The sequence below is a fragment of the Verrucosispora sp. WMMA2044 genome (assembly GCF_027497155.1).
GTDB lineage: Bacteria > Actinomycetota > Actinomycetes > Mycobacteriales > Micromonosporaceae > Micromonospora > Micromonospora palythoicola.
This window is the reverse complement of the sequence record NZ_CP114913.1, coordinates 3,254,354-3,276,800: the sequence shown is the minus strand read 5'-3', so window position 1 is coordinate 3,276,800 and position 22,447 is coordinate 3,254,354. Positions and strand designations below refer to the sequence as shown.

The window sequence follows — 22,447 nt, the reverse complement described above, 5'->3', positions numbered from 1 at the left end:
GGGTCCGAAGCAGCAGATGCCGGCGCGCCGCAAGGCGCGTAAGCGCGCGTTGGACGTGCTCTTCGAGGCCGACCTGCGTGATCGTCCGCCGGTCGAGGTGCTGGCCGGCTACGTCGAGCGGATCGAGAAGCCGCGCCCCGACCACCTGGGGTACGCGGTCGGCCTGGTCGAGGGGGTGGCCGGGCATCTGGACCGGATCGACGAGCTGATCTCCAGCTACGCCGAGGGCTGGACGCTCGACCGGATGCCGGTGGTCGACCGTAACCTCGCCCGGATCGCGGTCTACGAGCTGCTCTACCTGGACGAGATCGACGACGCGGTGGCGATCAGCGAGGCGGTGGAGTTGGCGCGGCAGATGTCGACCGACGACTCGCCGCGCTTCCTCAACGGTCTGCTCGGCCGGATCGCGGAGTACGCCACCCGCTGAGGTGGGCAGCGGTCCCCGGTGACCGCCGGCACCTGCGACGACAGCGACGAAAGGGGCCCGTGCCGGACGGCACGGGCCCTTGTCGCGGGGTCGATCTCAGGAAGCGAAGAATGCCCGTGGGTCGGCGACCAGTACGCCGTGCTCGGTCAGCCGCTCGATCAGGCCGGACGGCGAGGCGTCGTAGACGATCGCGAGGGCACGCAGGTCGTCGGCGCGAATCGACAGCACCCGGCCGTTGTAGTCCCCGCGCTGCTGCTGGATGGCGCGCGCGTAGCGGGCCACGTAGGCGAGGTCCTCGCTGGCCTCGTCGTAGAGACGCTCCAGGTCCAGAACGATCTTGCTGGTGGGTTCGTGTCGTACCCCGCTGCCGTCGGGCAGCAACTCCGAGACCGGAACGCGGTAGAACTCGGCCAGCTCGGCCAGTCGGGACACCGTGACGGCCCGGTCGCCGCGCTCGTACGAGCCGACCACGACCGCCTTCCATCGCCCGTTCGACTTCTCCTCCACCCCCTGCAGGGACAGGCCCTGCTGCTGGCGGATGGAGCGCAGGCGGGCGCCCAGAGACTTGGCGTATTCAGAGGGCATTCGGACACTCCCAGTGCTGCTCGGGTTCTCCCAGCGATTCGCTACGGAGCGTGACGGTACGGGGATTCGTACACCTGGTCAAGTGGTCGCGATCTTCCCATGGTGCACTCCGGGTGACTTGTCCGGTTTCGTCTCGCTGACTGGCCAGTCAGCCAACGTCGACGGGGTTACGCCGTCGTACCTGGTGCCCGCGCGTCGAGGCGGCGACGACCACTGGTAACGTTGCCCAAGCCCCTCCGCCGGCCGCTCCTCGGCCGGCCGGGAGGTTCCGACGTCCTTTAACGACCCGTCCCGTGAGGCGGGGAAGGAGGTCCGCTGTGGCCTACCCACCGGCTGCCCGGTCGTCGCCGCCGCGACAACCCTCGGTGAAGGTGATCCTGACCAGCGCCGACCTGCACCGCGTGGTCGATCGCATCGCTCACCAGATCCTCGAGAAGACCCAGGGGGCGGCCGACACCGTGTTGCTCGGCATCCCCACCCGGGGTGCCCCGCTCGCCGACCGCCTCGCCGCCCGGATCAGTTCCTTCGAGGGCATCTCCGTGCCGGTCGGCGTGCTCGACATCACTCTCTACCGCGACGACCTGCGCCGACACGCCACCCGCGCGGTCGGCCCGACCCAGTTGCCGGCCGGTGGCATCGACGGCAAACGGGTGATCCTCGTCGATGACGTCCTCTTCTCCGGCCGGACCGTCCGGGCCGCCCTCGACGCGCTCGGCGACCTGGGGCGGCCCGCCTCGGTGCAACTCGCCGTGCTCGTCGACCGGGGACACCGGCAGCTACCGATCCGCGCCGACTACGTCGGCAAGAACATCCCGACGGCGCTCGCCGAGAACGTCAAGGTGACGCTGGCCGAGACCGACGGCGCGGACGAGGTCCGGCTCCACGGCGAGGAGACCCCCTCATGATCAGGCACCTGCTCTCCGGCGCGGACCTCGACGCCGACACCGCCACCCAGATCCTGGACACCGCCGCCGAGATGGCCGCGGTGGCCGGTCGTGAGGTCAAGAAGCTGCCCGCCTTGCGCGGCCGGACCGTGGTCAACCTCTTCTACGAGGACTCGACCCGTACCCGGATCTCGTTCGAGGCGGCGGCCAAGCGGCTCAGCGCCGATGTGATCAACTTTTCGGCGAAGGGTTCCAGCGTCGCCAAGGGCGAGAGCCTGAAGGACACCGCGTTGACCCTGCAGGCGATGGGGGCCGACGCGGTGGTGGTTCGCCACCCCGCCTCGGGTGCCCCGCACCGCCTCGCCGACTGGGTCGACGGTTCGGTGGTCAACGCGGGCGACGGCACCCACGAGCATCCCACCCAGGCGTTGCTCGACGCGTACACGATGCGGTCCCGGCTGGGACGGCTGGCCGGCCTGTCGGTGGCGGTGGTCGGCGACGTGCTGCACTCCCGGGTGGCGCGCTCCAACGTGTTGCTGCTGTCCACCCTCGGTGCCAAGGTGACGCTGGTCGGACCGCCCACGCTGATCCCGGTCGACATCGCCGCCGCCCTCGCCCCCGGTACCGACGTCTGCTACGACCTCGACGCGGTGCTGCCCACCTCGGACGTGGTGATGATGCTGCGGGTGCAGCGCGAGCGGATGAACGACTCCTACTTTCCGTCCGCCCGTGAGTACGCCCGCCGTTACGGACTGGACGGTCCGCGGATGGGCCGACTGCCCGAGCACGCCATCGTCATGCACCCCGGCCCGATGAACCGGGGCATGGAGATCACGCCGGAGGTCGCGGACTCGCCCCGCTCCACCATCGTCGAACAGGTCGCCAACGGTGTGTCCGTCCGGATGGCCGTCCTCTACCTGCTGCTCGGGGGGAACAACCGGTGAGCGCGAGGAGTGAGCCGGTTCTGCGAGCCCCGCAGTCGCGAACGAAGGAAGCACAGTGAACTCGTACCTGATCAGGAACGTCAGCGTCCTCGGCGCCGCACCGACCGACCTGCTGATCCGCGACGGTGTCGTCGCCGAGACCGGCGCGGGCCTCGCCGCGCCCGACGCCACGGTGGTCGAGGCCGACGGGCTGGTCGCCCTGCCCGGCCTGGTCGACCTGCACACCCACCTGCGCGAGCCCGGCCGGGAGGACGCCGAGACCGTCGAGACCGGTTCCCGGGCGGCGGCGCTCGGCGGCTACACCGCGGTCTGCGCGATGGCGAACACCTCGCCGGTGGCCGACACCGCGGGCGTGGTGGAACAGGTGTGGCGGCTCGGCCGCGAGGCCGGGCTGGTCGACGTGCAGCCGATCGGCGCGGTCACCGTCGGCCTGGCCGGCGAGCGGCTGGCCGAACTCGGCGCGATGGCCGACTCGGCGGCCCGGGTGCGGATCTTCTCCGACGACGGCCACTGCGTCGCCGACCCCCGGCTGATGCGTCGGGCGCTGGAGTACGTGAAGGCCTTCGACGGCATCATCGCCCAGCACGCCGAGGAGCCCCGGCTCACCGAGGGCGCACAGATGCACGAGGGTGAGGTCTCCACCCGGCTGGGTCTGACCGGTTGGCCGGCGGTCGCCGAGGAGGCGATCATCGCCCGGGACGTGCTGCTGGCCGAGCACGTGGGCAGCCGGCTGCACGTCTGCCACGTCTCCACCGCCGGCAGCGTCGAGGTGCTGCGCCACGCCAAGGCCCGGGGGGTACGCGTCACCGCCGAGGTGACCCCGCACCACCTGCTGCTCACCGACGCGCGTGCCGAGACCTACGACCCTGTCTTCAAGGTCAACCCGCCGCTGCGCACCGCCACCGACATCGCCGCGCTGCGGGCCGCCCTGGTCGACGGAGTGATCGACATCATCGCCACCGACCACGCCCCGCACGCCGTCGAGGACAAGGAGTGCGAGTGGGCGTACGCTCGGCCGGGCATGCTCGGGCTGGAGACGGCGCTGTCCATCGCGCTCGACGTGCTGGGTCCGCGGTGGGACCTGATCGCCGAGCGGATGTCCCGTACCCCGGCCCGGATCGCCGGGCTCACCGAACACGGCCACGACCCGGCCCCCGGCGCGCCGGCCACCCTGACCCTGGTCGACCCGGCTGCCCGCCGGGTGATCGAGCCGGCGGAACTGGCCAGCCGTAGCCGCAACACCCCGTACGCCCGGATGACGCTGCCGGGTCGCATCGTGGCGACCTTCCTGCGTGGCGAGGCGACGGTTCTGGACGGAAAGGCAGTCAAGTGATCCGAGCGAGGAGCGCAGCGCAGCGGAGCACCGCAGTCCGGATCGGAGGAACGGCATGAGTCGTAGGCGTCCAGCGATTCTCGTCCTGGAGGACGGGCGCACCTTCCACGGTGAGGCGTACGGCAGTGTCGGTGAGACCTTCGGCGAGGCGGTCTTCAACACCGGGATGACCGGTTACCAGGAGACGCTCACCGACCCGTCGTACCACCGTCAGGTGGTGGTGCAGACCGCACCGCACATCGGCAACACCGGCGTCAACACCTCCGACGACGAGTCGCGTCGGATCTGGGTGGCCGGCTACGTGGTGCGTGACCCGGCCCGGGTCAGCTCCAACTGGCGGGCCACCGGCGGACTGGAGGACCGGCTGGCCACCGAGGGGGTGGTCGGCATCAGCGGCGTCGACACCCGGGCGCTGACCCGCCACCTGCGCGAACGCGGCGCGATGCGGGTGGGCATCTCCAGTGTCGAGGACGACCCGCAGACGCTGCTCGACCGGGTCCGCCGGTCGCCGCAGATGCTCGGCGCGGACCTCTCCGCCGAGGTGACCACCGCGACGCCGTACGTGGTCGACGCCGAGGGCGAGCACCGGTTCACGGTGGCCGCGCTCGACCTGGGCATCAAGCGCAACGTGCCGCGGCGGCTCGCCGCGCGTGGCGTGACCACCCACGTGCTGCCGGCCCACTCGACGATCGAGGACCTGCTGGCCACCGGCGCCGACGCGGTCTTCTTCTCACCGGGCCCCGGCGACCCGGCGACCGCCGACGCTCCGGTCGCCCTGGCGCGGGAGGTGATGCGCCGCGAGGTGCCGCTGTTCGGCATCTGCTTCGGCAGCCAGATCCTCGGCCGGGCGCTCGGCTTCGGCACCTACAAGCTCGGCTACGGCCACCGGGGCATCAACCAGCCCGTGCTCGACCGGGCCACCGGCAAGGTGGAGGTGACCAGCCACAACCACGGCTTCGCCGTCGAGGTTCCGGGTGTCCGGGCCGGGGCGGTCGTGCCGGACCAGGTGATCGACACCGAGTTCGGTGGCGTCCAGGTGTCGCACGTCTGCCTCAACGACAACGTGGTCGAGGGGCTGCGGGCGCGCGACGTGCCCGCCTTCACCGTTCAGTACCACCCGGAGGCGGCGGCCGGCCCGCACGACGCGGACTATCTCTTCGACCGCTTCGCCGAGCTGATCGACGGCCGGGCTCTCAGTGGGGGACGTACCAATGCCTAAGCGGACCGATCTCAAGCACATCCTGGTGATCGGGTCGGGACCGATCGTCATCGGACAGGCCTGCGAGTTCGACTACTCGGGGACGCAGGCGTGCCGGGTGCTGCGTGCCGAGGGAATCCGGGTCAGCCTGGTCAACTCCAACCCGGCCACGATCATGACCGACCCGGAGTTCGCCGACGCCACCTACGTCGAGCCGATCACTCCGGAGTTCGTCGAGCTGGTCATCGCCAAGGAACGCCCGGACGCGGTACTGCCCACCCTGGGCGGGCAGACCGCCCTGAACACCGCCGTGGCCCTGCACGAGGCCGGGGTGCTGGAGAAGTACGGCGTCGAGCTGATCGGCGCGAACATCGACGCGATCCGGCGCGGCGAGGACCGGCAGCTGTTCAAGGAGATCGTGGCGAAGGCCGGCGTACGCCTCGGCGTGGCCGACCCGGCGGCGCTGGTGCCACGTTCGCGGGTCTGCCACTCGATGGACGAGGTCCGGGAGACCGTCGCCGAGCTGGGCCTGCCGGTGGTGATCCGGCCGTCGTTCACCATGGGCGGCCTCGGCTCGGGGATGGCGCACACCGACGCCGACCTGGACCGCATCGCGGGCACCGGCCTGGCCGCCAGCCCGGTGCACGAGGTGCTCATCGAGGAGAGCGTGCTCGGCTGGAAGGAGTACGAGCTCGAACTCATGCGGGACCGCCACGACAACGTGGTGGTGGTCTGCTCGATCGAGAACCTGGACCCGATGGGCGTGCACACCGGTGACAGCGTCACCGTGGCACCGGCCATGACGCTCACCGACCGGGAGTACCAGCACCTACGCGACCTGGGCATCGCGGTGCTGCGGGAGGTCGGCGTGGACACCGGGGGCTGCAACATCCAGTTCGCGGTGAACCCGGCCGACGGTCGCATCGTCGTCATCGAGATGAACCCGCGGGTGTCCCGCTCATCGGCGCTGGCGTCGAAGGCGACCGGCTTCCCGATCGCGAAGATCGCCGCGAAGCTGGCCATCGGCTACACCCTCGACGAGATCCCCAACGACATCACCCGCAAGACGCCGGCCGCGTTCGAGCCGACGCTCGACTACGTGGTGGTGAAGATCCCCCGGTTCGCGTTCGAGAAGTTCCCCGGCGCGGACCCGGAGCTGACCACCACGATGAAGTCGGTCGGCGAGGCGATGAGCCTCGGGCGCAACTTCACCGAGGCGCTGAACAAGGCCATGCGCTCGATGGAAACCAAGGCTTCCGGCTTCTGGACCGTGCCGGATCCGCAGGGCGCCACCAGGGAGAACACCCTCGCCGCGTTGGGCATGCCGCACGACGGGCGGCTCTACACGGTGGAGCGGGCGTTGCGACTGGGCGCCTCGATCGCCGAGGTCAGCGCCGCGTCCGGCGGCATCGACCCGTGGTTCCTGGACCAGATCGCCGCCCTTGTCGAGCTGCGTGCCGAGATCGTGGCGGCACCGGTGCTGGACGCGGAGCTGCTGCGTCGGGCGAAGCGGGCCGGCCTGTCCGACCGGCAGCTGGCCGCGCTGCGCCCCGAGCTGGCCGCCGAGGACGGGGTACGGAAGCTGCGGCACCGCCTCGGCATCCGGCCGGTGTACAAGACGGTGGACACCTGCGCCGCCGAGTTCGAGGCCATGACTCCCTACCACTACTCCTCGTACGACGCGGAGACCGAGGTGGTCGGCTCGGTGCGGCCCAAGGTGCTGATCCTGGGCTCCGGGCCGAACCGGATCGGACAGGGCATCGAGTTCGACTACTCCTGCGTGCACGCGGTTCAGGCGCTGCGCAGCGCCCCGATCGGCAGGGCCGCTGCGTCCGCTTCCGGCGCCGCAGGCGCCGGTTTCGAGACCGTGATGGTCAACTGCAACCCGGAGACCGTCTCCACCGACTACGACACCGCGGACCGGCTCTACTTCGAGCCGCTGACCTTCGAGGACGTGCTGGAGGTCTGGCACGCGGAGGACTCCTCCGGCCGGGCGGCCGGCGGGCCGGGCGTGGTCGGCGTGATCGTGCAGCTGGGCGGGCAGACGCCGCTCGGGCTGGCCCAGCGGCTCAAGGACGCCGGAGTGCCGGTGGTGGGTACCTCCCCGGAGTCGATCCACCTGGCCGAGGAGCGGGGCGCCTTCGGGTCGCTGCTGGCCCGGGCCGGCCTGCGCGCGCCGGCGCACGGCACCGCCACCTCGTACGACGAGGCGAAGGAGATCGCCGACGAGATCGGCTACCCGGTGCTGGTCCGGCCGTCGTACGTGCTCGGCGGTCGCGGCATGGAGATCGTGTACGACGACGCCACGCTGCGCGACTACATCGGCCGGGCCACCGACATCTCGCCCGACCACCCGGTGCTCGTCGACAGTTTCCTCGACGACGCCATCGAGATCGACGTGGACGCGCTCTGCGACGCCGACGGCGAGGTCTACCTCGGTGGGATCATGGAGCACATCGAGGAGGCGGGCATCCACTCCGGCGACTCCTCCTGCGCCCTGCCCCCGATCACCCTGGCCAGTTCGCACGTGGCCCAGGTCCGCCGCTACACCGAGGCGATCGCCCGGGGCATCGGCGTACGGGGGCTGCTCAACGTGCAGTACGCGCTCAAGGACGACGCGCTGTACGTGCTGGAGGCCAACCCGCGCGCCTCGCGTACCGTGCCGTTCGTCTCGAAGGCCACGGCGGTGCCGCTGGCCAAGGCGGCGGCCCGGATCGCGCTCGGCGCGACCCTGGCCGAGTTGCGCGCCGAGGGCATGTTGCCGGCGACCGGGGACGGTGGTTCGCTGCCGCCGGACGCCCCGATCGCGGTGAAGGAGGCGGTGCTGCCCTTCAAGCGGTTCCGCACCCCGGCCGGCAAGGGCGTGGACTCGCTGCTCGGCCCGGAGATGAAGTCGACCGGCGAGGTGATGGGGATCGACATCGCCTTCGGGCAGGCCTTCGCCAAGTCGCAGTCGGCGGCGTACGGTTCGTTGCCGACCGAGGGCAGGATCTTCGTCTCGGTGGCCAACCGGGACAAGCGCGGCATGATCTTCCCGATCAAGCGGCTGGCCGATCTCGGCTTCGACATCGTCGCGACCAGCGGTACCGCCGAAGTGCTGCGCCGGCACGGCATCGCCTGTGAACAGGTCCCGAAGCACTACGAGGCCGGCTCCGAGGACGACGCGGTGTCGCTGATCCTCGGCGGCCACGTCGCCCTGGTCGTCAACACGCCCCAGGGTTCCGGTGCCAGCGCCCGCTCCGACGGTTACGAGATCCGCAGTGCGGCGGTCACCGCCGACATCCCCTGCATCACCACCGTCCCCGGCGCCGCCGCCGCCGTCATGGGCATCGAGGCCCGAATCCGCGGCGACATGCAGGTACGCCCTCTCCAGTCCCTGCACGCCATCCTCCGGCCCACCCAGTGACCGCCCAGCTCTCGTTGATCATGAAGTTGTTGTCGGCCGCCTTGGCGTGTCGGGACAACAACTTCATGATCGACGCGTGGGTTTGGGGAGGGGTGGCGTGATCTTCGAGGGGACCGTGCGGCGGGGGTTGTTTCGGATCGGGGGCGGGGACGCGGAGGTGGCGCACGAGTTCACCCTGCGGCGGTTGGCCACGTTGTCCCGGATGCCGGTGGCGCTGGCGGCGGTGCGGGCCCGGTACGCGGTGGCGGCGCCGCGCACCGTGTTCGGAGTGCGGTTCGCCAATCCGGTCGGGCTGGCCGCCGGGATGGACAAGGACGGGGTGGCGCTGCCGGCGTGGCCGGCGCTGGGCTTCGGTTTCGTCGAGGTCGGCACGGTGACGGCGCGTCCGCAGCCGGGCAATCCCCGGCCCCGGCTGTTCCGGCTGGTCGACAGCGAGGCTGTGATCAACAGGATGGGTTTCAACAACGCCGGGGCGCAGGCGCTGGCGGACCGGCTCGCGGCGCTGCCACGTCCGCTCGGCGTACCGCTGGGAATCTCGCTGGGCAAGTCGAAGGTGACGGCCCTGGAGGACGCGGTGGAGGACTACCGGGAGTCCTACCGCGCGCTGCGCGATCACGGTGACTACTTCGCGGTCAACGTCTCCTCACCGAACACCCCGGGGCTGCGCGCGTTGCAGGACCGGGAGCACCTTGACGCGCTGCTCGCGGCGTTGGTGGGGGAGAAGCCGGTGCTGGTGAAGATCGCCCCCGACCTCACCGAGCCGGCCATCGCCGAGTTGCTCGAGGTGTGCCTGTCCCGAGGCGCCGCCGGAGTGATCGCCACGAACACCACCCTCGGACGGGACGGGCTGGCCCCGGCCGACCGGGGGCGCTCCGGCGAGGCCGGTGGGCTCTCCGGCCGTCCCCTGGCCGACCGGGCGCGGCAGGTGGTCGCCTTCGTGCACACCGAGACGGGCGGGCGACTGCCGGTGATCGGGGTGGGTGGCATCGTCGATCCCGACGACGCGACCCGGATGTTCGACGCCGGTGCGAGCCTGGTGCAGCTCTACACCGGCTTCATCTACCGTGGCCCGGCGCTGCCCCGCGCCGTCGCCCGCGCGGCCGCCGGTGCCGTACGTCCGGCCACGACCGGAGCCTGACGACACGGACACCACCTACTCACCACTGCCTTTGCTCTGCTTCACCCCACGCAACGGTTTCGGCGCAGCCGTCGTGCGTCCGGTGAAGCAGAGCAAAGGGGGGCACAAGGAGGGCTGATGACGCCGGAGGAGGTGCTTGCCGCCGACGCGGCGCACGTGTGGCATCCGTACGCGGCGTTGCCGCCGGCGGTGGCGCCGTACCTGGTGGACAGCGCCGAGGGGGTGCGGCTGCGGCTGGCCGACGGCCGTGAGCTGATCGACGGGATGTCCTCCTGGTGGGCGGCGATCCACGGCTACCGGCACCCGGTCCTGGACGCGGCCGTGGTCGACCAGGTGGGCCGGATGAGTCACGTCATGTTCGGCGGGCTGACCCACGCGCCGGCCGTGGAACTGGCTCGCACCCTGGTCGAGCTGACGCCCGACGGGCTGGAGCACGTGTTCCTGGCCGACTCCGGTTCGGTGAGTGTCGAGGTCGCCGTGAAGATGTGCCTGCAGTACCAGCGGGCCACCGGCCGGCCGCGGCGGCACCGGTTGGGCACGTGGCGGGGCGGGTACCACGGCGACACCTTCCATCCGATGAGCGTCTGCGACCCCGAGGGTGGCATGCACCACCTCTGGGGGGACGTGCTGCCGCGACAGGTCTTCGCCCCGGTACCGCCGGGCGGCTTCGACAGCCCGCCGGACCCGGCGTACGAGGCGGCGCTGATCGACGCGGTCGAGCGGCACGCCCACGAACTGGCCGCCGTGATCGTGGAGCCGGTGGTGCAGGGCGCGGGCGGGATGCGCTTCCACCATCCGCACTATCTGCGGGTGCTGCGCGAGGTGACCCGGGCACACGGAGTGCTGCTGATCTTCGACGAGATCGCCACCGGTTTCGGCCGTACCGGGACGATGTTCGCCGCCGAACACGCCGGAGTCACCCCGGACGTGCTCTGCGTCGGCAAGGCGCTCACCGGCGGCTACCTCACCCTGGCCGCGGCGCTGTGCACCGCCGAGGTCGCGCGGGGCATCCGCGCCGGCGGCGTGCTCGCGCACGGCCCGACGTTCATGGGCAACCCGCTCGCCTGCGCGGTCGCCAACGCGTCGCTGGGCCTGCTGCGGGCCGGGGACTGGTCCGGTCAGGTGGCGCGGCTCGATCGGGGGCTGCGGTCCGGGCTGACGCCGCTGCGCGGCGCGCCGGGCGTGGTGGACGTGCGCGTGTTCGGCGCCATCGGCGTGGTCGAACTGGACCACGAGGTGGATGTCGGCGCGGCCACGGCCGCCGCGGTGGCCCAGGGGGTGTGGCTGCGTCCGTTCCGGAACCTGGTCTACACGATGCCGCCGTACGTCACCACGGACGCCGACCTGGCGACCCTGGTGACGGGTGTCGCGGCAGCGATCACGGTGGGCTGAGTAGGCGGTCGCCGACGCTCGGCTCGATTTGAGTAGCCGTGCTCGGCAGGTGCCGGGAATTGGAGTAACCCGGCGGGGGTCTGAACCGAGCCTGCTGAGTAGGCGTGAACGGTGCAAATCCGGCACAGCACGAGAGGAAGGTACTGGCTATGGAGAGCTTCGGCGCCCGGCTGCACCGGGCGATGCACGAGCGCGGCCCGCTCTGCGTGGGGATCGACCCACATCCGGCGTTGCTGGCGCAGTGGGGTCTTGGCGACGATGTGGCCGGGCTCGATCGATTCGCCCGGACCGTCGTGGACGCCCTTGGTGACCGGGTTGCGGTGGTCAAGCCCCAGTCGGCGTTCTTCGAGCGGTTCGGGTCTCAAGGGATGGCGGTCCTTGAGTCAACTATCCGACAGTTACGAAATCTCGGCTCGCTCGTTCTGCTCGACGCCAAGCGCGGCGACATCGGCTCGACGGTCCGCGCGTACGCGTCGGCCTACCTTGATCCATCCAGCCCCATGTATGTCGACGCGGTGACCGCGAGCCCCTTCCTGGGGGTCGGCTCGCTGGCGCCGATGTTCGAGCTGGCTGCCGAGCACGGCGGTGGCGTCTTCGTCCTGGCGCTCACCTCCAACCCCGAGGGTGCCTCGGTGCAGCGGGCGCGCAGCGCCGACGGACGAACCGTCGCGCAGACCGTTCTTGACGAGATTTCCCAGCTCAACGCGGGTGCTGAGCCGATCGGGAGCATCGGTGCCGTGATCGGCGCGACGGTCGGGAAGACCGACTGCGACCTCTCGGCGGTGAACGGCCCGCTGCTCGCACCCGGCCTCGGCGCGCAGGGTGCCACGGCGGCGGATCTGCGGGTCGTCTTCGGCTCCGCGGTGCCGGCCGTGCTGCCCGCGTACTCCCGTGAGGTGCTGAGCGCCGGGCCCGATCCGGCGGCGTTGCGAGCCGCCGCGGACCGCGCCGTGGCCGAGTGTCGGGCGGTCCTGGCAATGTCATGACTGACTGATGACTCGGTCACTTTGTGGTGATCATCGCGCGCCCACGTTGCCGAAAGCTCCGTTGACCGCTAGTTTTCCCCGCGCTGGGAACCCCTTGGTTCACAGCGACACCACGTTTCACAGATGCGGCGGCGCGTCCCGCCCGTCGCGATAGGGACCTGAGGAGAACTGGTGCCGCTCCCGTCACTGACCCCCGAGCAGCGCGCAGCCGCGCTGGAGAAGGCTGCGGAGATCCGCAAAGCCCGTGCCGAGCTGAAGGAGCAGCTCAAGCAGGGCAAGACCACCCTCGGAGCCGTTCTTGAGCGGGCCGAGTCCGACGATGTCGTCGGCAAGCTCAAGGTGTCGGCCGTGCTGCAGGCCATGCCGGGCATCGGCAAGATCCGGGCTACTCAAATCATGGAGAAGCTCAAGATTGCCGACAGCCGCCGGCTGCGTGGCCTCGGCGAGCAGCAGCGCAAGGCCCTGCTTGGGGAGTTCGCCGCCAACTGAGCACGACTGCGGGTAGAAACAAGCAGTGAGCTTGGATGACGAGGCGCGCCCGGCGGCTCGGCTCACTGTCCTGGCCGGCCCATCCGGTGCCGGCAGGGAGAGTGTCGTCGAGCTGATCCGGGCGCGTTCTCCGTCAGTGTGGACGCCGATCACGGTCACCACCCGGCCCCGCCGGAGCAGCGAACTGGACGGCGTCCACCGACACTTCGTCACGTCGGAGGAGTTCGACCGTCAGCTCGCCGAGGGCGAACTGCTGGAATGGAGCCGGCTCGGCGGGTACCGGCGCGGCACGGAGATCACCCCGGTGCGCCGCCGGCTCGCCGCCGGGCAGCCGGTGCTGCTCGCGTTGGACCTGGCCGGGGCGTTGCTGGTCCGGGCGGGGTGGCCGGGGGCGCGACTCGTCCTGCTCCATCCGCCCGGTCGGCTGCCGGGCCCGGCCGTGGTGGCGGCCGTCGACCTCAGCGTGTCGCACGACCGCATCGAGCGGGTCGTGGACGAACTGGTAGGATTCATCGGTTCTTCCTTCCTGGCTCCGGCCCGGCCGCGTCCGCGCGGTTGAGCGCCGGCACCGCGCGCACGCGCGGTCCGTGCGAAAGACGCAGAGGTTCATCCGTGGGATCCATCGCCAACCCCGAAGGCATCACCAACCCGCCGATCGACGAGCTCCTGGAGAAGACGACGTCGAAGTACGCGCTTGTCATCTTCGCGGCCAAGCGCGCCCGTCAGGTGAACGCCTACTACAGCCAGCTCGGTGAGGGCCTGCTGGAGTACGTCGGTCCGCTTGTCGAGACCACCCCCCAGGAGAAGCCGCTCTCCATCGCGATGCGCGAGATCAACTCGGGCCTGCTCACCGCAGAGCCGACCGACCAGCCGTAATCTCCCGCGCGTCGATGAACGCCCGGATCGTCCTCGGCGTCGGCGGCGGGATCGCCGCCTACAAGGCGTGCGAGTTGCTGCGCCTGTTCACCGAGTCGGGCCACCAGGTGCGGGTGGTGCCCACCGCGGCCGCGTTGCGCTTCGTCGGCGCGCCGACCTGGGCGGCGCTCTCCGGGCAACCGGTCGCCGAGGACGTCTGGTCCGACGTGCACGAGGTGCCGCACGTGCGCCTCGGTCAGCAGGCCGACCTGGTGGTGGTCGCGCCCGCCACCGCCGACCTGCTGGCCCGTGCGGCCCACGGCCTCGCCGACGACCTACTCAGCAACACCCTGCTCACCGCTCGCTGCCCGGTGCTGCTGGCGCCGGCCATGCACACCGAGATGTGGGAGCACCCCGCCACCGTCGCCAACGTCGCGACGCTACGGGCCCGAGGGGTCCGGGTCGTCGAGCCGGCCGTGGGGCGACTCACCGGCGTCGACACCGGCAAGGGCCGGCTGCCGGAGCCGACGGAGATCTTCGCCGTCGCCCGCCGCGTCCTGGCCCGCGGCGTCGACGCGCCGGCCGACCTGACCGGCCGGCGGGTGGTGGTCACCGCCGGTGGCACCCGGGAACCGCTGGACCCGGTGCGCTTCCTGGGCAACAGGTCGTCCGGCAAGCAGGGCTACGCCTTCGCCCGGGCCGCCCTCGCCCGTGGTGCCCGGGTCACGCTGATCGCGGCCAACGTCGCACTGCCCGACCCGGCCGGTGCGGATCTGATCCGCGTGGGTACGACCGGGGAACTGCGGGAGGCCACGCTGAAGGCGGCGGTGGACGCCGACGTGGTGGTGATGGCGGCGGCTCCGGCCGATTTCCGCCCGGCGACGTACACGCCTGGCAAAATCAAGAAGTCGGACGACGGCACCGCACCCACCATCGAGCTCGTGACCAACCCGGACATCGCCGCCGAGCTGGGTCAGCGTCGTCGGCCGGAGCAGGTGCTGGTGGTGTTCGCCGCCGAGACCAGCGACGCCGAGGCCAACGGACGGGCCAAGCTGGCCCGTAAGCGGGCCGACCTCATCGTCATCAACGAGGTCGGGCCGGACAAGGTCTTCGGCGCCGAGACCAACGCGGCCACGGTCATCAGCGTGGACGGCTCGGTCAGCCGGATGCCCGAGCGGTCCAAGGAGGAGCTCGCCGACGGGGTGTGGGACCTGGTGGTCGCCCGGTTGGCCGGTAACTCCTCCTGACGGCTGGGCCCGAGACGACCGTGGACGATGCCGTCGACGGTTGGTGACTAGACTGCTGCGGAACGACGTCCAAGACTTAGGAGTACCGTGACACGCCGCCTCTTCACGTCCGAATCGGTCACGGAAGGCCACCCGGACAAGATCGCCGATCAGATCAGTGACGGCATTCTCGATGCCTTGTTGACGCAGGATCCGCACAGTCGCGTGGCGGTGGAGACATTGATCACCACCGGTCAGGTGCATGTTGCCGGTGAGGTGACGACGAAGGCGTATGCCGATATTCCGACGATCGTGCGGGAGACGATCCTGGGTATTGGTTACGACTCGTCGAAGAAGGGGTTCGACGGGGCGTCGTGTGGGGTGAGTGTCTCGATCGGTTCGCAGTCGCCGGACATCGCGCAGGGTGTGGACAACGCGTTCGAGTTGCGTACCGGGTCTTCGGAGAGCGCGTTGGACGCGCAGGGTGCCGGTGACCAGGGGATGATGTTCGGGTTCGCCTGCTCGGAGACGCCCGAGCTGATGCCGTTGCCGATCGCGCTGGCGCACCGGTTGGCGCGTCGGCTGGCCGCGGTGCGTAAGGACGGCACGGTGCCGTATCTGCGTCCGGACGGTAAGACGCAGGTGACGATCGAGTACGACGGTCTGCGGCCGGTGCGTCTGGACACGGTGGTGGTGTCCAGCCAGCACGCGGCGGACATCTCGTTGGAGTCGCTGCTGACGCCGGACGTGCGGGATCATGTGATCGCTCCGGAGTTGGAGAGTCTGGGTCTGGACACCGAGGGCTACCGGTTGCTGGTGAATCCGACCGGTCGGTTCGAGATCGGTGGTCCGATGGGTGACGCGGGTCTGACCGGGCGGAAGATCATTGTGGACACCTACGGTGGTTACGCCCGTCACGGTGGTGGGGCCTTCTCGGGTAAGGACCCGTCGAAGGTCGACCGGTCGGCGGCGTACGCGATGCGGTGGGTGGCCAAGAACGTGGTGGCCGCGGGTCTGGCGGAGCGGTGTGAGGTGCAGGTGGCGTACGCGATCGGTAAGGCGCACCCGGTGAGCCTGTTCGTGGAGACGTTCGGTACCGAGACGGTGCCGGTGGCCTCGATCGAGAAGGCGGTCACCGAGATCTTCGACCTGCGTCCGGCCGCCATCATCCGGGATCTGCACCTGCTGCGGCCGATCTACTCCCGGACCGCCGCCTACGGCCACTTCGGCCGCGAACTGCCCGAGCTGACCTGGGAGTCCACCGACCGCGCCGCCGACCTCAAGTCGGCCGCCGGAGCCTGACAACCACCCGGCGTGACGACCGGCGGCCCGCTGACGGGTCGCCGGTCGCCCGTGTCTGCGTCGACGTGCCCCTGGCCCACCTGGACCGTCCCTTCGACTACCTGGTACCGCAGGCGCTCTCCGCCGACGCCGTGCCGGGCGTACGGGTCAAGGTGCGCTTCGCCGGTCAACTCGTCGACGGCTGGCTGCTGGAGCGGACCGAACGATCCGACCACCCCAAGCTGGCGTACCTGGACAAGGTCGTCTCTGCGGTGCCGGTGCTCGCCCCGGAGGTGGCCCGGCTGGCCCGGGTCGTCGCCGACCGGTACGCCGGAAGCCTGGCCGACGTGCTGCGGCTGGCGGTGCCACCCCGGCACGCCCGGGTGGAGAAGGAGGCCACCGCCGACGCCCCGCGAAGCGATGCGGCACCCACCGATCCGCCAGGTTCGCCGGAGCCGGAGGGGTGGCGCGACTACCCGGCCGGGCCGGCGCTGCTGCGGGCGCTGGCCGACGGGCGCTCTCCCCGGGCGGTGTGGTCGGCGCTGCCGGGGGAGGACTGGGCGGCTCGCTACGCCACCGCCGTCACCGCCACGGTGGCCGCTGGCCGGGGGGCGCTGGTGGTGGTCGCCGACGGGCGTGACCTGGATCGGCTCGACGCCGCGCTGACCGCGCGGCTCGGCGCGGGCCGGCACGTCTGCCTGTCGGCCGCCCTCGGTCCGGCACGGCGGTACCGGGCGTTCCTGGCGGCCCGTCGCGGCGACGCCCCGGTGGTGATCGGCACCCGGGCGGCCATGTTCGCCCCGGTCGACCGGCTGGGTCTGGTGGCCATCTGGGACGACGGTGACGATCTGCACGCCGAGCCGCGAGCCCCCTACCCGCACGCCCGCGAGGTGCTGCTCACCCGGGCCCAGTTGGCGGAGGCCGGCGCACTCGTCGGCGGCCACGCCCGGACCGCCGAGGCGCAGTTGCTCGTCGAGACCGGCTGGGCCCGCGAGGTGATCGCCGACCGGGCGGTGCTGCGGGCGCGTACCCCAGCGATCGTGCCGACCGGCGACGACCCGCAACTGGCCCGCGATCCCGGTGCGGCGACCGCCCGGCTGCCGAGTCTGGCCTGGACCGCCGCCCGGGAGGCACTGCGCGCGGAGGCACCGGTCCTGGTGCAGGTGCCTCGGCGCGGCTACCTGCCCTCGGTGGCCTGCGCCGACTGCCGCACCCCGGCCCGCTGCCCGCACTGCGCCGGCCCACTCGCGTTGCCGTCGGCCGGCGGGTCGCCCGCCTGCCGCTGGTGCGCCCGGATCGCTGCCGCGTACGCCTGTCCCCGGTGTGGCGGGCGGCGGCTGCGGGCCTCGGTCACCGGTGCCCGGCGGACCGCCGAGGAGTTGGGGCGGGCCTTCCCGGGGGTGCCGGTGCGCACCTCCGGCCGGGAGGAGGTGCTGGCCGACGTCCCCGGTGGCGCCGGTCTGGTGATCGCGACCCCGGGCGCCGAGCCGGTGGCGACCAACGGTTACGGCGCGGTCCTGTTGCTGGACACCTGGGCGTTGCTGACCCGTGCCGACCTGCGGGCCGGGGAGGAGGCGCTGCGCCGCTGGACGGCCGCCGCGGCCCTGGCCCGGCCGGCCTCCGCCGGGGGGCGGGTGGTGGTGGTCGCCGACGGGGCGCTCGCACCGGTGCAGGCGCTGCTGCGCTGGGACGCCGGTTGGTTCGCGGCCCGCGAGCTGGCCGAGCGGCGGGAGCTGGGCTTTCCCCCGGCGATGCGGATGGCCAGCGTGACGGGCCTGCCGGTGGCGGTCGCCGACCTGTTGGCGCAGGCACGGCTGCCCGACGGGGCCGAGCTGCTCGGTCCGGTGCCGGCCGACGGCGAGCGGGAGCGGATGTTGGTACGGGTGCCCAGGGCCAGGGCCGCCGCCATGGCCGGTGCGCTGCACGCGGCGGCCGGGGTGCGCAGCGCCCGCAAGGCGGCCGAACCGGTCCGCATCCAGGTCGATCCGCTCGCGCTGTTCTGACCGCAGTCGGTGACGGAGGGTACCGGTTGGTGTCCCAATCGATGCGATATGTTACCCGATCATGACTGTGAGTATCGACTCGCCCGCTCAGGGTCGCGTCCCGGAGGTCGGCCCGCACGGGGTGGTAGCATCGCCCGTCATGCCGGTGCGTACGGCGACTCCAGGTCGGGCTGGAGATGTCCGAGGGCGGCGCGACGACTGCGGGTACCGCGTCGGTCCGGCGCGGCAATCGATGATCTCAACCGGCCGGTGATCAGGGGTGGACAAGTCGTGACCGTTCGTCAGTCGATCGTCTTCAACGGTGACCTGGGCAGCGGGAAGAGCACCGTCTCCGTCGAGATCGCCAAGCGGCTCGGCCTGCGCCGGGTCAGCGTCGGTGACCTCTACCGGAAGATGGCCCAGGAGCGGCAGATGACCGCGCTCCAGCTGAATCTGCACGCCGAGCTGGACCAGGCCGTCGACGGCTATGTCGACCAGCTCCAGCGCGACATCGCCGCCTCCGGGGAGAGCCTGGTCATGGACTCCCGGCTGGCCTGGCACTTCTTCACCGACGCCCTCAAGGTGCACATGATCACCGAGCCGGGGGAGGCCGCCCGCCGGGTCCTGCTGCGCCCCTCCGGGCCGGCCGAGAGCTACACCTCACTCGACGAGGCGAAGGCGAAGCTCAGGGAACGCAGCGAGAGCGAGCGTGGCCGGTTCCTGGTCCGGTACGGCGTGGACAAGGCCCGGCTGCGTAACTACGACCTGATCTGCGACACCACCCGGGCGTCCGCCGACGAGGTGATCGAACGCATCGTCGACGCGTACGAGGGGCGGCTGGCGCCGGAGGTGCTGCGTGGTACCCCGCCGCTGCTGTTGCTCGACCCGGGCCGGGTCTACCCGACCGAGGACATCACCGGGTTGCGCGGCATGTGGGACCCGACCCACGCCAGCGAGGCCGCCGCCGACGGTGAGACCGGCCTGGAGCCCCTGGAGATCGGGTACACCGGCGAGTACTTCTTCGTGGTCAACGGGCACCGCCGACTCAGCGCCGCACTGCGCAGCGGCTCCCGGCTGGTGGCTGGCCGGCTGGTCGCCGAGGTCGAGGAGCCGGTGGTCGGTGGGGTGAGCGCGATCGACTACTTCGTCGCGCAGGCCCGCCCCAGCGTGATCCACGACTGGGAGGCGGCCCACGACCTGCACCTGCCGCTGCCCGAGCACGCCCTGCTCGCCGGCGACGCGGTGCTCGCCGGCGAGAGTCCCGCCGGCTGAGCCTGCCGCCGGCCGGCGCGGCCACCGGCAGTCCGTAGACTGGTACGGCACTACCGTCCCGCCGTGAAGGAGCCAACCCGCGTGACCGTCCAGCCCATCCGTCTGTTCGGGGATCCGGTGCTGCGCACGCCGGCCGATCCGGTGGTCGACTTCGACGTCGAGCTGCGCAAGCTCGTCGAGGATCTGACCGACACCATGCGTGAGCAGGGCGGCGCCGGTCTCGCCGCGCCGCAACTGGGTGTGGGCCTGCGGGTGTTCACCTTCGACGTCGACGACGTGCTCGGCCACCTGGTGAACCCGGTGCTGGAGTTTCCCGACGAGGAGGAGCAGGACGGCCCGGAGGGGTGCCTGTCCATTCCCGGGCTCTACTTCGACACCAAGCGCCGGCAGAACGTGATCGCCAAGGGCTTCAACGGCTACGGCGACCCGATGCAGATCGTCGGCACCGGGTTGATGGCCCGCTGCGTGCAGCACGAGACCGACCACCTCGACGGGGTGCTCTTCCTCGACCGGCTGGATCCGGCCGGTCGCAAGGAGGCGATGAAGGCGATCCGTCAGGCCGAGTGGTACGACGCCGCCGCCCCGCCGACGGTCAAGCTGAGCCCGCACGCCGCCGGCAGCCCCTTCGGTCTGGGGCGGTGACCGGGTGCGGGTGATCTTCGCTGGTACGCCGGCCGTCGCCGTTCCGGCCCTGGCCGCCGTAGCCGACTCCCGGCACGAGCTGGTCGCCGTGGTCACCCGGCCGGACGCGCCCGCCGGGCGTGGTCGGGGGCTGGTCCGCTCCCCGGTCGGCGCCTGGGCCGACGAGCGGGGTGTCGAGGTGCTGACCCCGGCGCGTCCGCGTGAGCCGGAGTTCCTGGACCGGCTGCGCGAGCTGGCGCCGGACTGCGTTCCGGTGGTCGCCTACGGCGCGCTGGTGCCGCCGGTCGCGCTGGAGATTCCCCGGCACGGCTGGGTGAACCTGCACTTCTCGCTGCTGCCGGCCTGGCGGGGCGCCGCACCCGTGCAGCACGCGGTACTGCACGGCGACGAGCTGACCGGGGCCAGCGTCTTCCACTTGGAGGAGGGGCTGGACACCGGCCCGGTCTACGGCACGCTCACCGACGAGATCCGGCCCGGGGACACCTCCGGTGACCTGCTGGAGCGCTTGGCGCACAGCGGCGCCGGACTGCTGGTCGCGGTGCTTGACGCGCTGGAGGACGGCACCGCCAGGGCCGAGCCGCAGCCGGCCGACGGAGTCTCGCTGGCCCCGAAGCTGACCGTGGAGGACGCCCGGGTGCGCTGGGGTGACCCGGCCTTCGCGGTGGACCGGCGCATCCGGGCCTGCACCCCGGCTCCCGGGCCGTGGACGACCTTCCGGGACGAGCGGGTGAAGCTCGGCCCGGTCACCCCGGCACCGGACGCGCCCGACCTCAAGCCCGGTGAGCTGCTCGTGGAGAAGGCGCGGGTGCTGGCCGGCACGGCCACCGTCCCGGTGCGCCTCGGCGAGGTGCGCGCGGCCGGCAAGCGGGCCATGCCGGCGACCGACTGGGCGCGCGGTGCCCGGGTCGGCGCCGGGGAGGAGTTCGCGTGAGGGAGACCGCCGCCCGCCGCAGCGGAGAGCGTCGCGGGCGGCCGCCGGTCGACCGGCCACGGTACGCGGCGTACGAGGCGGTCGCGGCGGTGCACCGCGACGACGCGTACGCCAACCTGGTGCTGCCGGCGATCCTGACCGACGCGGGACTGTTCGGCCGGGACGCCGCCTTCGCCACCGAACTGACCTACGGCACCCTGCGTCATCTCGGCACGCTCGACGCGGTCCTGACCGCCGCGGCCGGACGGGACGTGCAGCGGATCGACCCGCCGGTCCGCGACGCGCTGCGCATCGGCGCGTACCAGCTGCTGCACACCCGGGTGCCGGCGCACGCGGCGGTCTCCGCCACCGTCGACCTGGTCCGGGCGGTCGGTCAGGGTGCCACCGGTTTCGCCAACGCGGTGCTGCGCGAGGTCGCCACCCGCGACCTCGACGAATGGGTGACCCGACTGGCACCGGCGGTCGAGAGCGACCCGATCGGTCACCTCGCGCTGGCCTACAGCCATCCACAGTGGATCGTGCGGGCCTTCAACGAGGCGCTCGGTGGTGACCTCGGCGAGACCACCCGCCTGCTGATCGAGGACAACGAGCGGCCGCCGGTGCACCTGTGTGCCCGGCCCGGCCTGATTGACCCGGTCGACCTCGCCGACGAGGTGGGCGGCGCGCCCGGTGCCTTCTCGCCGTACGCGGTCTACCTCGCCGGTGGCGCGCCGGGTGAGCTGGCGGCGGTGGCCGACGGCCGGGCCCACGTCCAGGACGAGGGTTCCCAGCTGGTCGCGAACGCGCTCGCTCTGGCACCGGTGGACGGCCCGGACGGCCGATGGCTCGACCTGTGCGCCGGTCCGGGCGGCAAGTCGGGTCTGCTCGGTGCCCTCGCCGCGCAGCGGGACGCCCGGCTGACCGCCGTGGAGGTGGCCGAGCACCGGGCCCGGCTGGTCGCCGGTGCCACCCGAGGGCTGCCGGTGACCGTGCTGAACACCGACGGCCGGCTGGTGGGCGCCGAGCCGAAACTGCCGGAGGAACACTTCGACCGGGTGCTCGTCGACGCGCCGTGCACCGGGCTCGGCTCGCTGCGCCGCCGCCCGGAGTCGCGCTGGCGGCGTCAGCCGTCCGACCTGTCCGCCCTGACCCGGTTGCAGCGTGAGTTGCTCGCCGCCGGGCTGCGGGCGGCCCGGCCGGGTGGGGTGGTGGCCTACGTGACCTGTTCGCCGCACACGGTGGAGACGCACGTGACGGTGACCGAGGCGGCCCGCCGCAGCGGCGTGCCGGTCGACTTCGTCGACGCCCGTACGGTGCTGCCGGCCGGCATGCCGGGGCTTGGCGACGGGCCGACGGTGCAGTTGTGGCCGCACCGGCACGGCACCGACGCCATGTTCCTCGCCCTGCTCCGCCGCACCTGAGCGACAGTCGGGCAGGACGGCTTCGGTCCGGCTCGTGGCACATCTGATGCGGCCGTAGCAGCACGACGTCGATCTG

General features: G+C 71.8%; 20 protein-coding genes. 19 read left to right on the top strand and 1 reads right to left on the bottom strand.

Translation table 11 applies throughout. The features are described from left to right. Positions 1-16: 16 nt before the first annotated feature. Complete coding sequence (nusB, locus tag O3597_RS14840) at positions 17-427, top strand: transcription antitermination factor NusB (RefSeq protein WP_170863437.1); 411 nt, start codon at positions 17-19, stop codon at positions 425-427. Between the two features lie 96 nt (positions 428-523). Here nusB and O3597_RS14835 read toward each other — a convergent pair whose 3' ends face one another. Then, positions 524-1,012 (bottom strand): transcriptional regulator, encoded by a 489-nt coding sequence (locus tag O3597_RS14835; RefSeq protein ID WP_007458348.1) that lies wholly within the window; start codon positions 1,010-1,012, stop codon positions 524-526. A 317-nt stretch (positions 1,013-1,329) separates the two neighbouring features. Between O3597_RS14835 and pyrR the strand changes: the two genes are divergently transcribed. The 18 genes from pyrR to O3597_RS14745 all read left to right on the top strand — a co-directional run bounded on the left by pyrR (position 1,330) and on the right by O3597_RS14745 (position 22,371). Further along, positions 1,330-1,917, top strand: a complete 588-nt coding sequence (gene pyrR, locus O3597_RS14830; RefSeq protein ID WP_164445171.1) for a bifunctional pyr operon transcriptional regulator/uracil phosphoribosyltransferase PyrR — start codon at positions 1,330-1,332, stop codon at positions 1,915-1,917. Next, the gene (locus O3597_RS14825) at positions 1,914-2,840 is read left to right on the top strand and encodes an aspartate carbamoyltransferase catalytic subunit (protein WP_164445170.1); all 927 of its coding nucleotides are present in this window, start codon (positions 1,914-1,916) and stop codon (positions 2,838-2,840) included. The genes pyrR and O3597_RS14825 overlap by 4 nt, the downstream gene beginning before the upstream one ends. A 55-nt stretch (positions 2,841-2,895) precedes the next feature. Next, a complete protein-coding gene (locus O3597_RS14820; protein WP_281601505.1) occupies positions 2,896-4,173 on the top strand; it encodes a dihydroorotase in 1,278 nt (425 codons plus the stop codon). A gap of 55 nt (positions 4,174-4,228) precedes the next feature. Continuing rightward, positions 4,229-5,392 carry a glutamine-hydrolyzing carbamoyl-phosphate synthase small subunit gene (gene carA, locus O3597_RS14815; protein ID WP_281601504.1) on the top strand — a complete coding sequence of 388 codons (1,164 nt, stop codon included), beginning with the start codon at positions 4,229-4,231 and terminating at the stop codon, positions 5,390-5,392. After that, a complete protein-coding gene (gene carB, locus O3597_RS14810; protein ID WP_281601503.1) occupies positions 5,385-8,777 on the top strand; it encodes a carbamoyl-phosphate synthase large subunit in 3,393 nt (1,130 codons plus the stop codon). Before carA ends, carB begins: the two co-directional genes overlap by 8 nt. A gap of 97 nt (positions 8,778-8,874) precedes the next feature. After that, the gene (locus O3597_RS14805) at positions 8,875-9,915 is read left to right on the top strand and encodes a quinone-dependent dihydroorotate dehydrogenase (protein WP_281601502.1); all 1,041 of its coding nucleotides are present in this window, start codon (positions 8,875-8,877) and stop codon (positions 9,913-9,915) included. Positions 9,916-10,032: 117 nt separating this feature from the next. Next, positions 10,033-11,307, top strand: coding sequence for an adenosylmethionine--8-amino-7-oxononanoate transaminase (locus O3597_RS14800; RefSeq protein ID WP_281601501.1), 1,275 nt, complete (start codon positions 10,033-10,035; stop codon positions 11,305-11,307). Between the two features lie 149 nt (positions 11,308-11,456). After that, complete coding sequence (gene pyrF, locus O3597_RS14795; protein WP_281601500.1) at positions 11,457-12,293, top strand: orotidine-5'-phosphate decarboxylase; 837 nt, start codon at positions 11,457-11,459, stop codon at positions 12,291-12,293. A gap of 171 nt (positions 12,294-12,464) precedes the next feature. Beyond that, positions 12,465-12,782 carry an integration host factor, actinobacterial type gene (gene mihF, locus O3597_RS14790; protein WP_007458370.1) on the top strand — a complete coding sequence of 106 codons (318 nt, stop codon included), beginning with the start codon at positions 12,465-12,467 and terminating at the stop codon, positions 12,780-12,782. 25 nt (positions 12,783-12,807) lie between these two features. Beyond that, entirely contained in the window at positions 12,808-13,341 is a 534-nt protein-coding gene (locus O3597_RS14785; RefSeq protein ID WP_281601499.1) for a guanylate kinase, read from the top strand. A 53-nt stretch (positions 13,342-13,394) separates the two neighbouring features. After that, entirely contained in the window at positions 13,395-13,658 is a 264-nt protein-coding gene (gene rpoZ, locus O3597_RS14780; RefSeq protein ID WP_030335666.1) for a DNA-directed RNA polymerase subunit omega, read from the top strand. 14 nt (positions 13,659-13,672) lie between these two features. Next, a complete protein-coding gene (gene coaBC / locus O3597_RS14775) occupies positions 13,673-14,884 on the top strand; it encodes a bifunctional phosphopantothenoylcysteine decarboxylase/phosphopantothenate--cysteine ligase CoaBC (protein ID WP_281601498.1) in 1,212 nt (403 codons plus the stop codon). An 87-nt stretch (positions 14,885-14,971) separates the two neighbouring features. Continuing rightward, positions 14,972-16,165, top strand: a complete 1,194-nt coding sequence (gene metK / locus O3597_RS14770) for a methionine adenosyltransferase (RefSeq protein ID WP_164445163.1) — start codon at positions 14,972-14,974, stop codon at positions 16,163-16,165. 65 nt (positions 16,166-16,230) lie between these two features. After that, on the top strand, positions 16,231-18,147 hold the full coding sequence (locus O3597_RS14765) for a primosomal protein N' (protein WP_281601497.1): 1,917 nt from the start codon (positions 16,231-16,233) through the stop codon (positions 18,145-18,147). Positions 18,148-18,417: 270 nt separating this feature from the next. Further along, on the top strand, positions 18,418-19,398 hold the full coding sequence (locus O3597_RS14760) for an AAA family ATPase (RefSeq protein WP_164445162.1): 981 nt from the start codon (positions 18,418-18,420) through the stop codon (positions 19,396-19,398). A gap of 81 nt (positions 19,399-19,479) precedes the next feature. Beyond that, positions 19,480-20,040, top strand: a complete 561-nt coding sequence (gene def, locus O3597_RS14755; protein ID WP_164445161.1) for a peptide deformylase — start codon at positions 19,480-19,482, stop codon at positions 20,038-20,040. A gap of 4 nt (positions 20,041-20,044) precedes the next feature. Beyond that, a complete protein-coding gene (fmt, locus tag O3597_RS14750; RefSeq protein ID WP_210829929.1) occupies positions 20,045-20,971 on the top strand; it encodes a methionyl-tRNA formyltransferase in 927 nt (308 codons plus the stop codon). Continuing rightward, positions 20,968-22,371, top strand: coding sequence for a transcription antitermination factor NusB (locus tag O3597_RS14745; RefSeq protein WP_281601496.1), 1,404 nt, complete (start codon positions 20,968-20,970; stop codon positions 22,369-22,371). Before fmt ends, O3597_RS14745 begins: the two co-directional genes overlap by 4 nt. Positions 22,372-22,447 lie beyond the last annotated feature (76 nt).

Excerpts from the sequence above, each read along its gene's own strand:
- nusB (WP_170863437.1), top strand. The coding sequence starts at position 17 with ATGCCGGCGCGCCGCAAGGCGCGTAAGCGCGCGTTGGACGTGCTCTTC.
- O3597_RS14825 (WP_164445170.1), top strand. The coding sequence starts at position 1,914 with ATGATCAGGCACCTGCTCTCCGGCGCGGACCTCGACGCCGACACCGCC.
- pyrF (WP_281601500.1), top strand. The coding sequence starts at position 11,457 with ATGGAGAGCTTCGGCGCCCGGCTGCACCGGGCGATGCACGAGCGCGGC.
- O3597_RS14800 (WP_281601501.1), top strand. The coding sequence starts at position 10,033 with ATGACGCCGGAGGAGGTGCTTGCCGCCGACGCGGCGCACGTGTGGCAT.
- coaBC (WP_281601498.1), top strand. The coding sequence starts at position 13,673 with ATGAACGCCCGGATCGTCCTCGGCGTCGGCGGCGGGATCGCCGCCTAC.
- O3597_RS14835 (WP_007458348.1), bottom strand. The coding sequence starts at position 1,012 with ATGCCCTCTGAATACGCCAAGTCTCTGGGCGCCCGCCTGCGCTCCATC.
- carA (WP_281601504.1), top strand. The coding sequence starts at position 4,229 with ATGAGTCGTAGGCGTCCAGCGATTCTCGTCCTGGAGGACGGGCGCACC.
- carB (WP_281601503.1), top strand. The coding sequence starts at position 5,385 with ATGCCTAAGCGGACCGATCTCAAGCACATCCTGGTGATCGGGTCGGGA.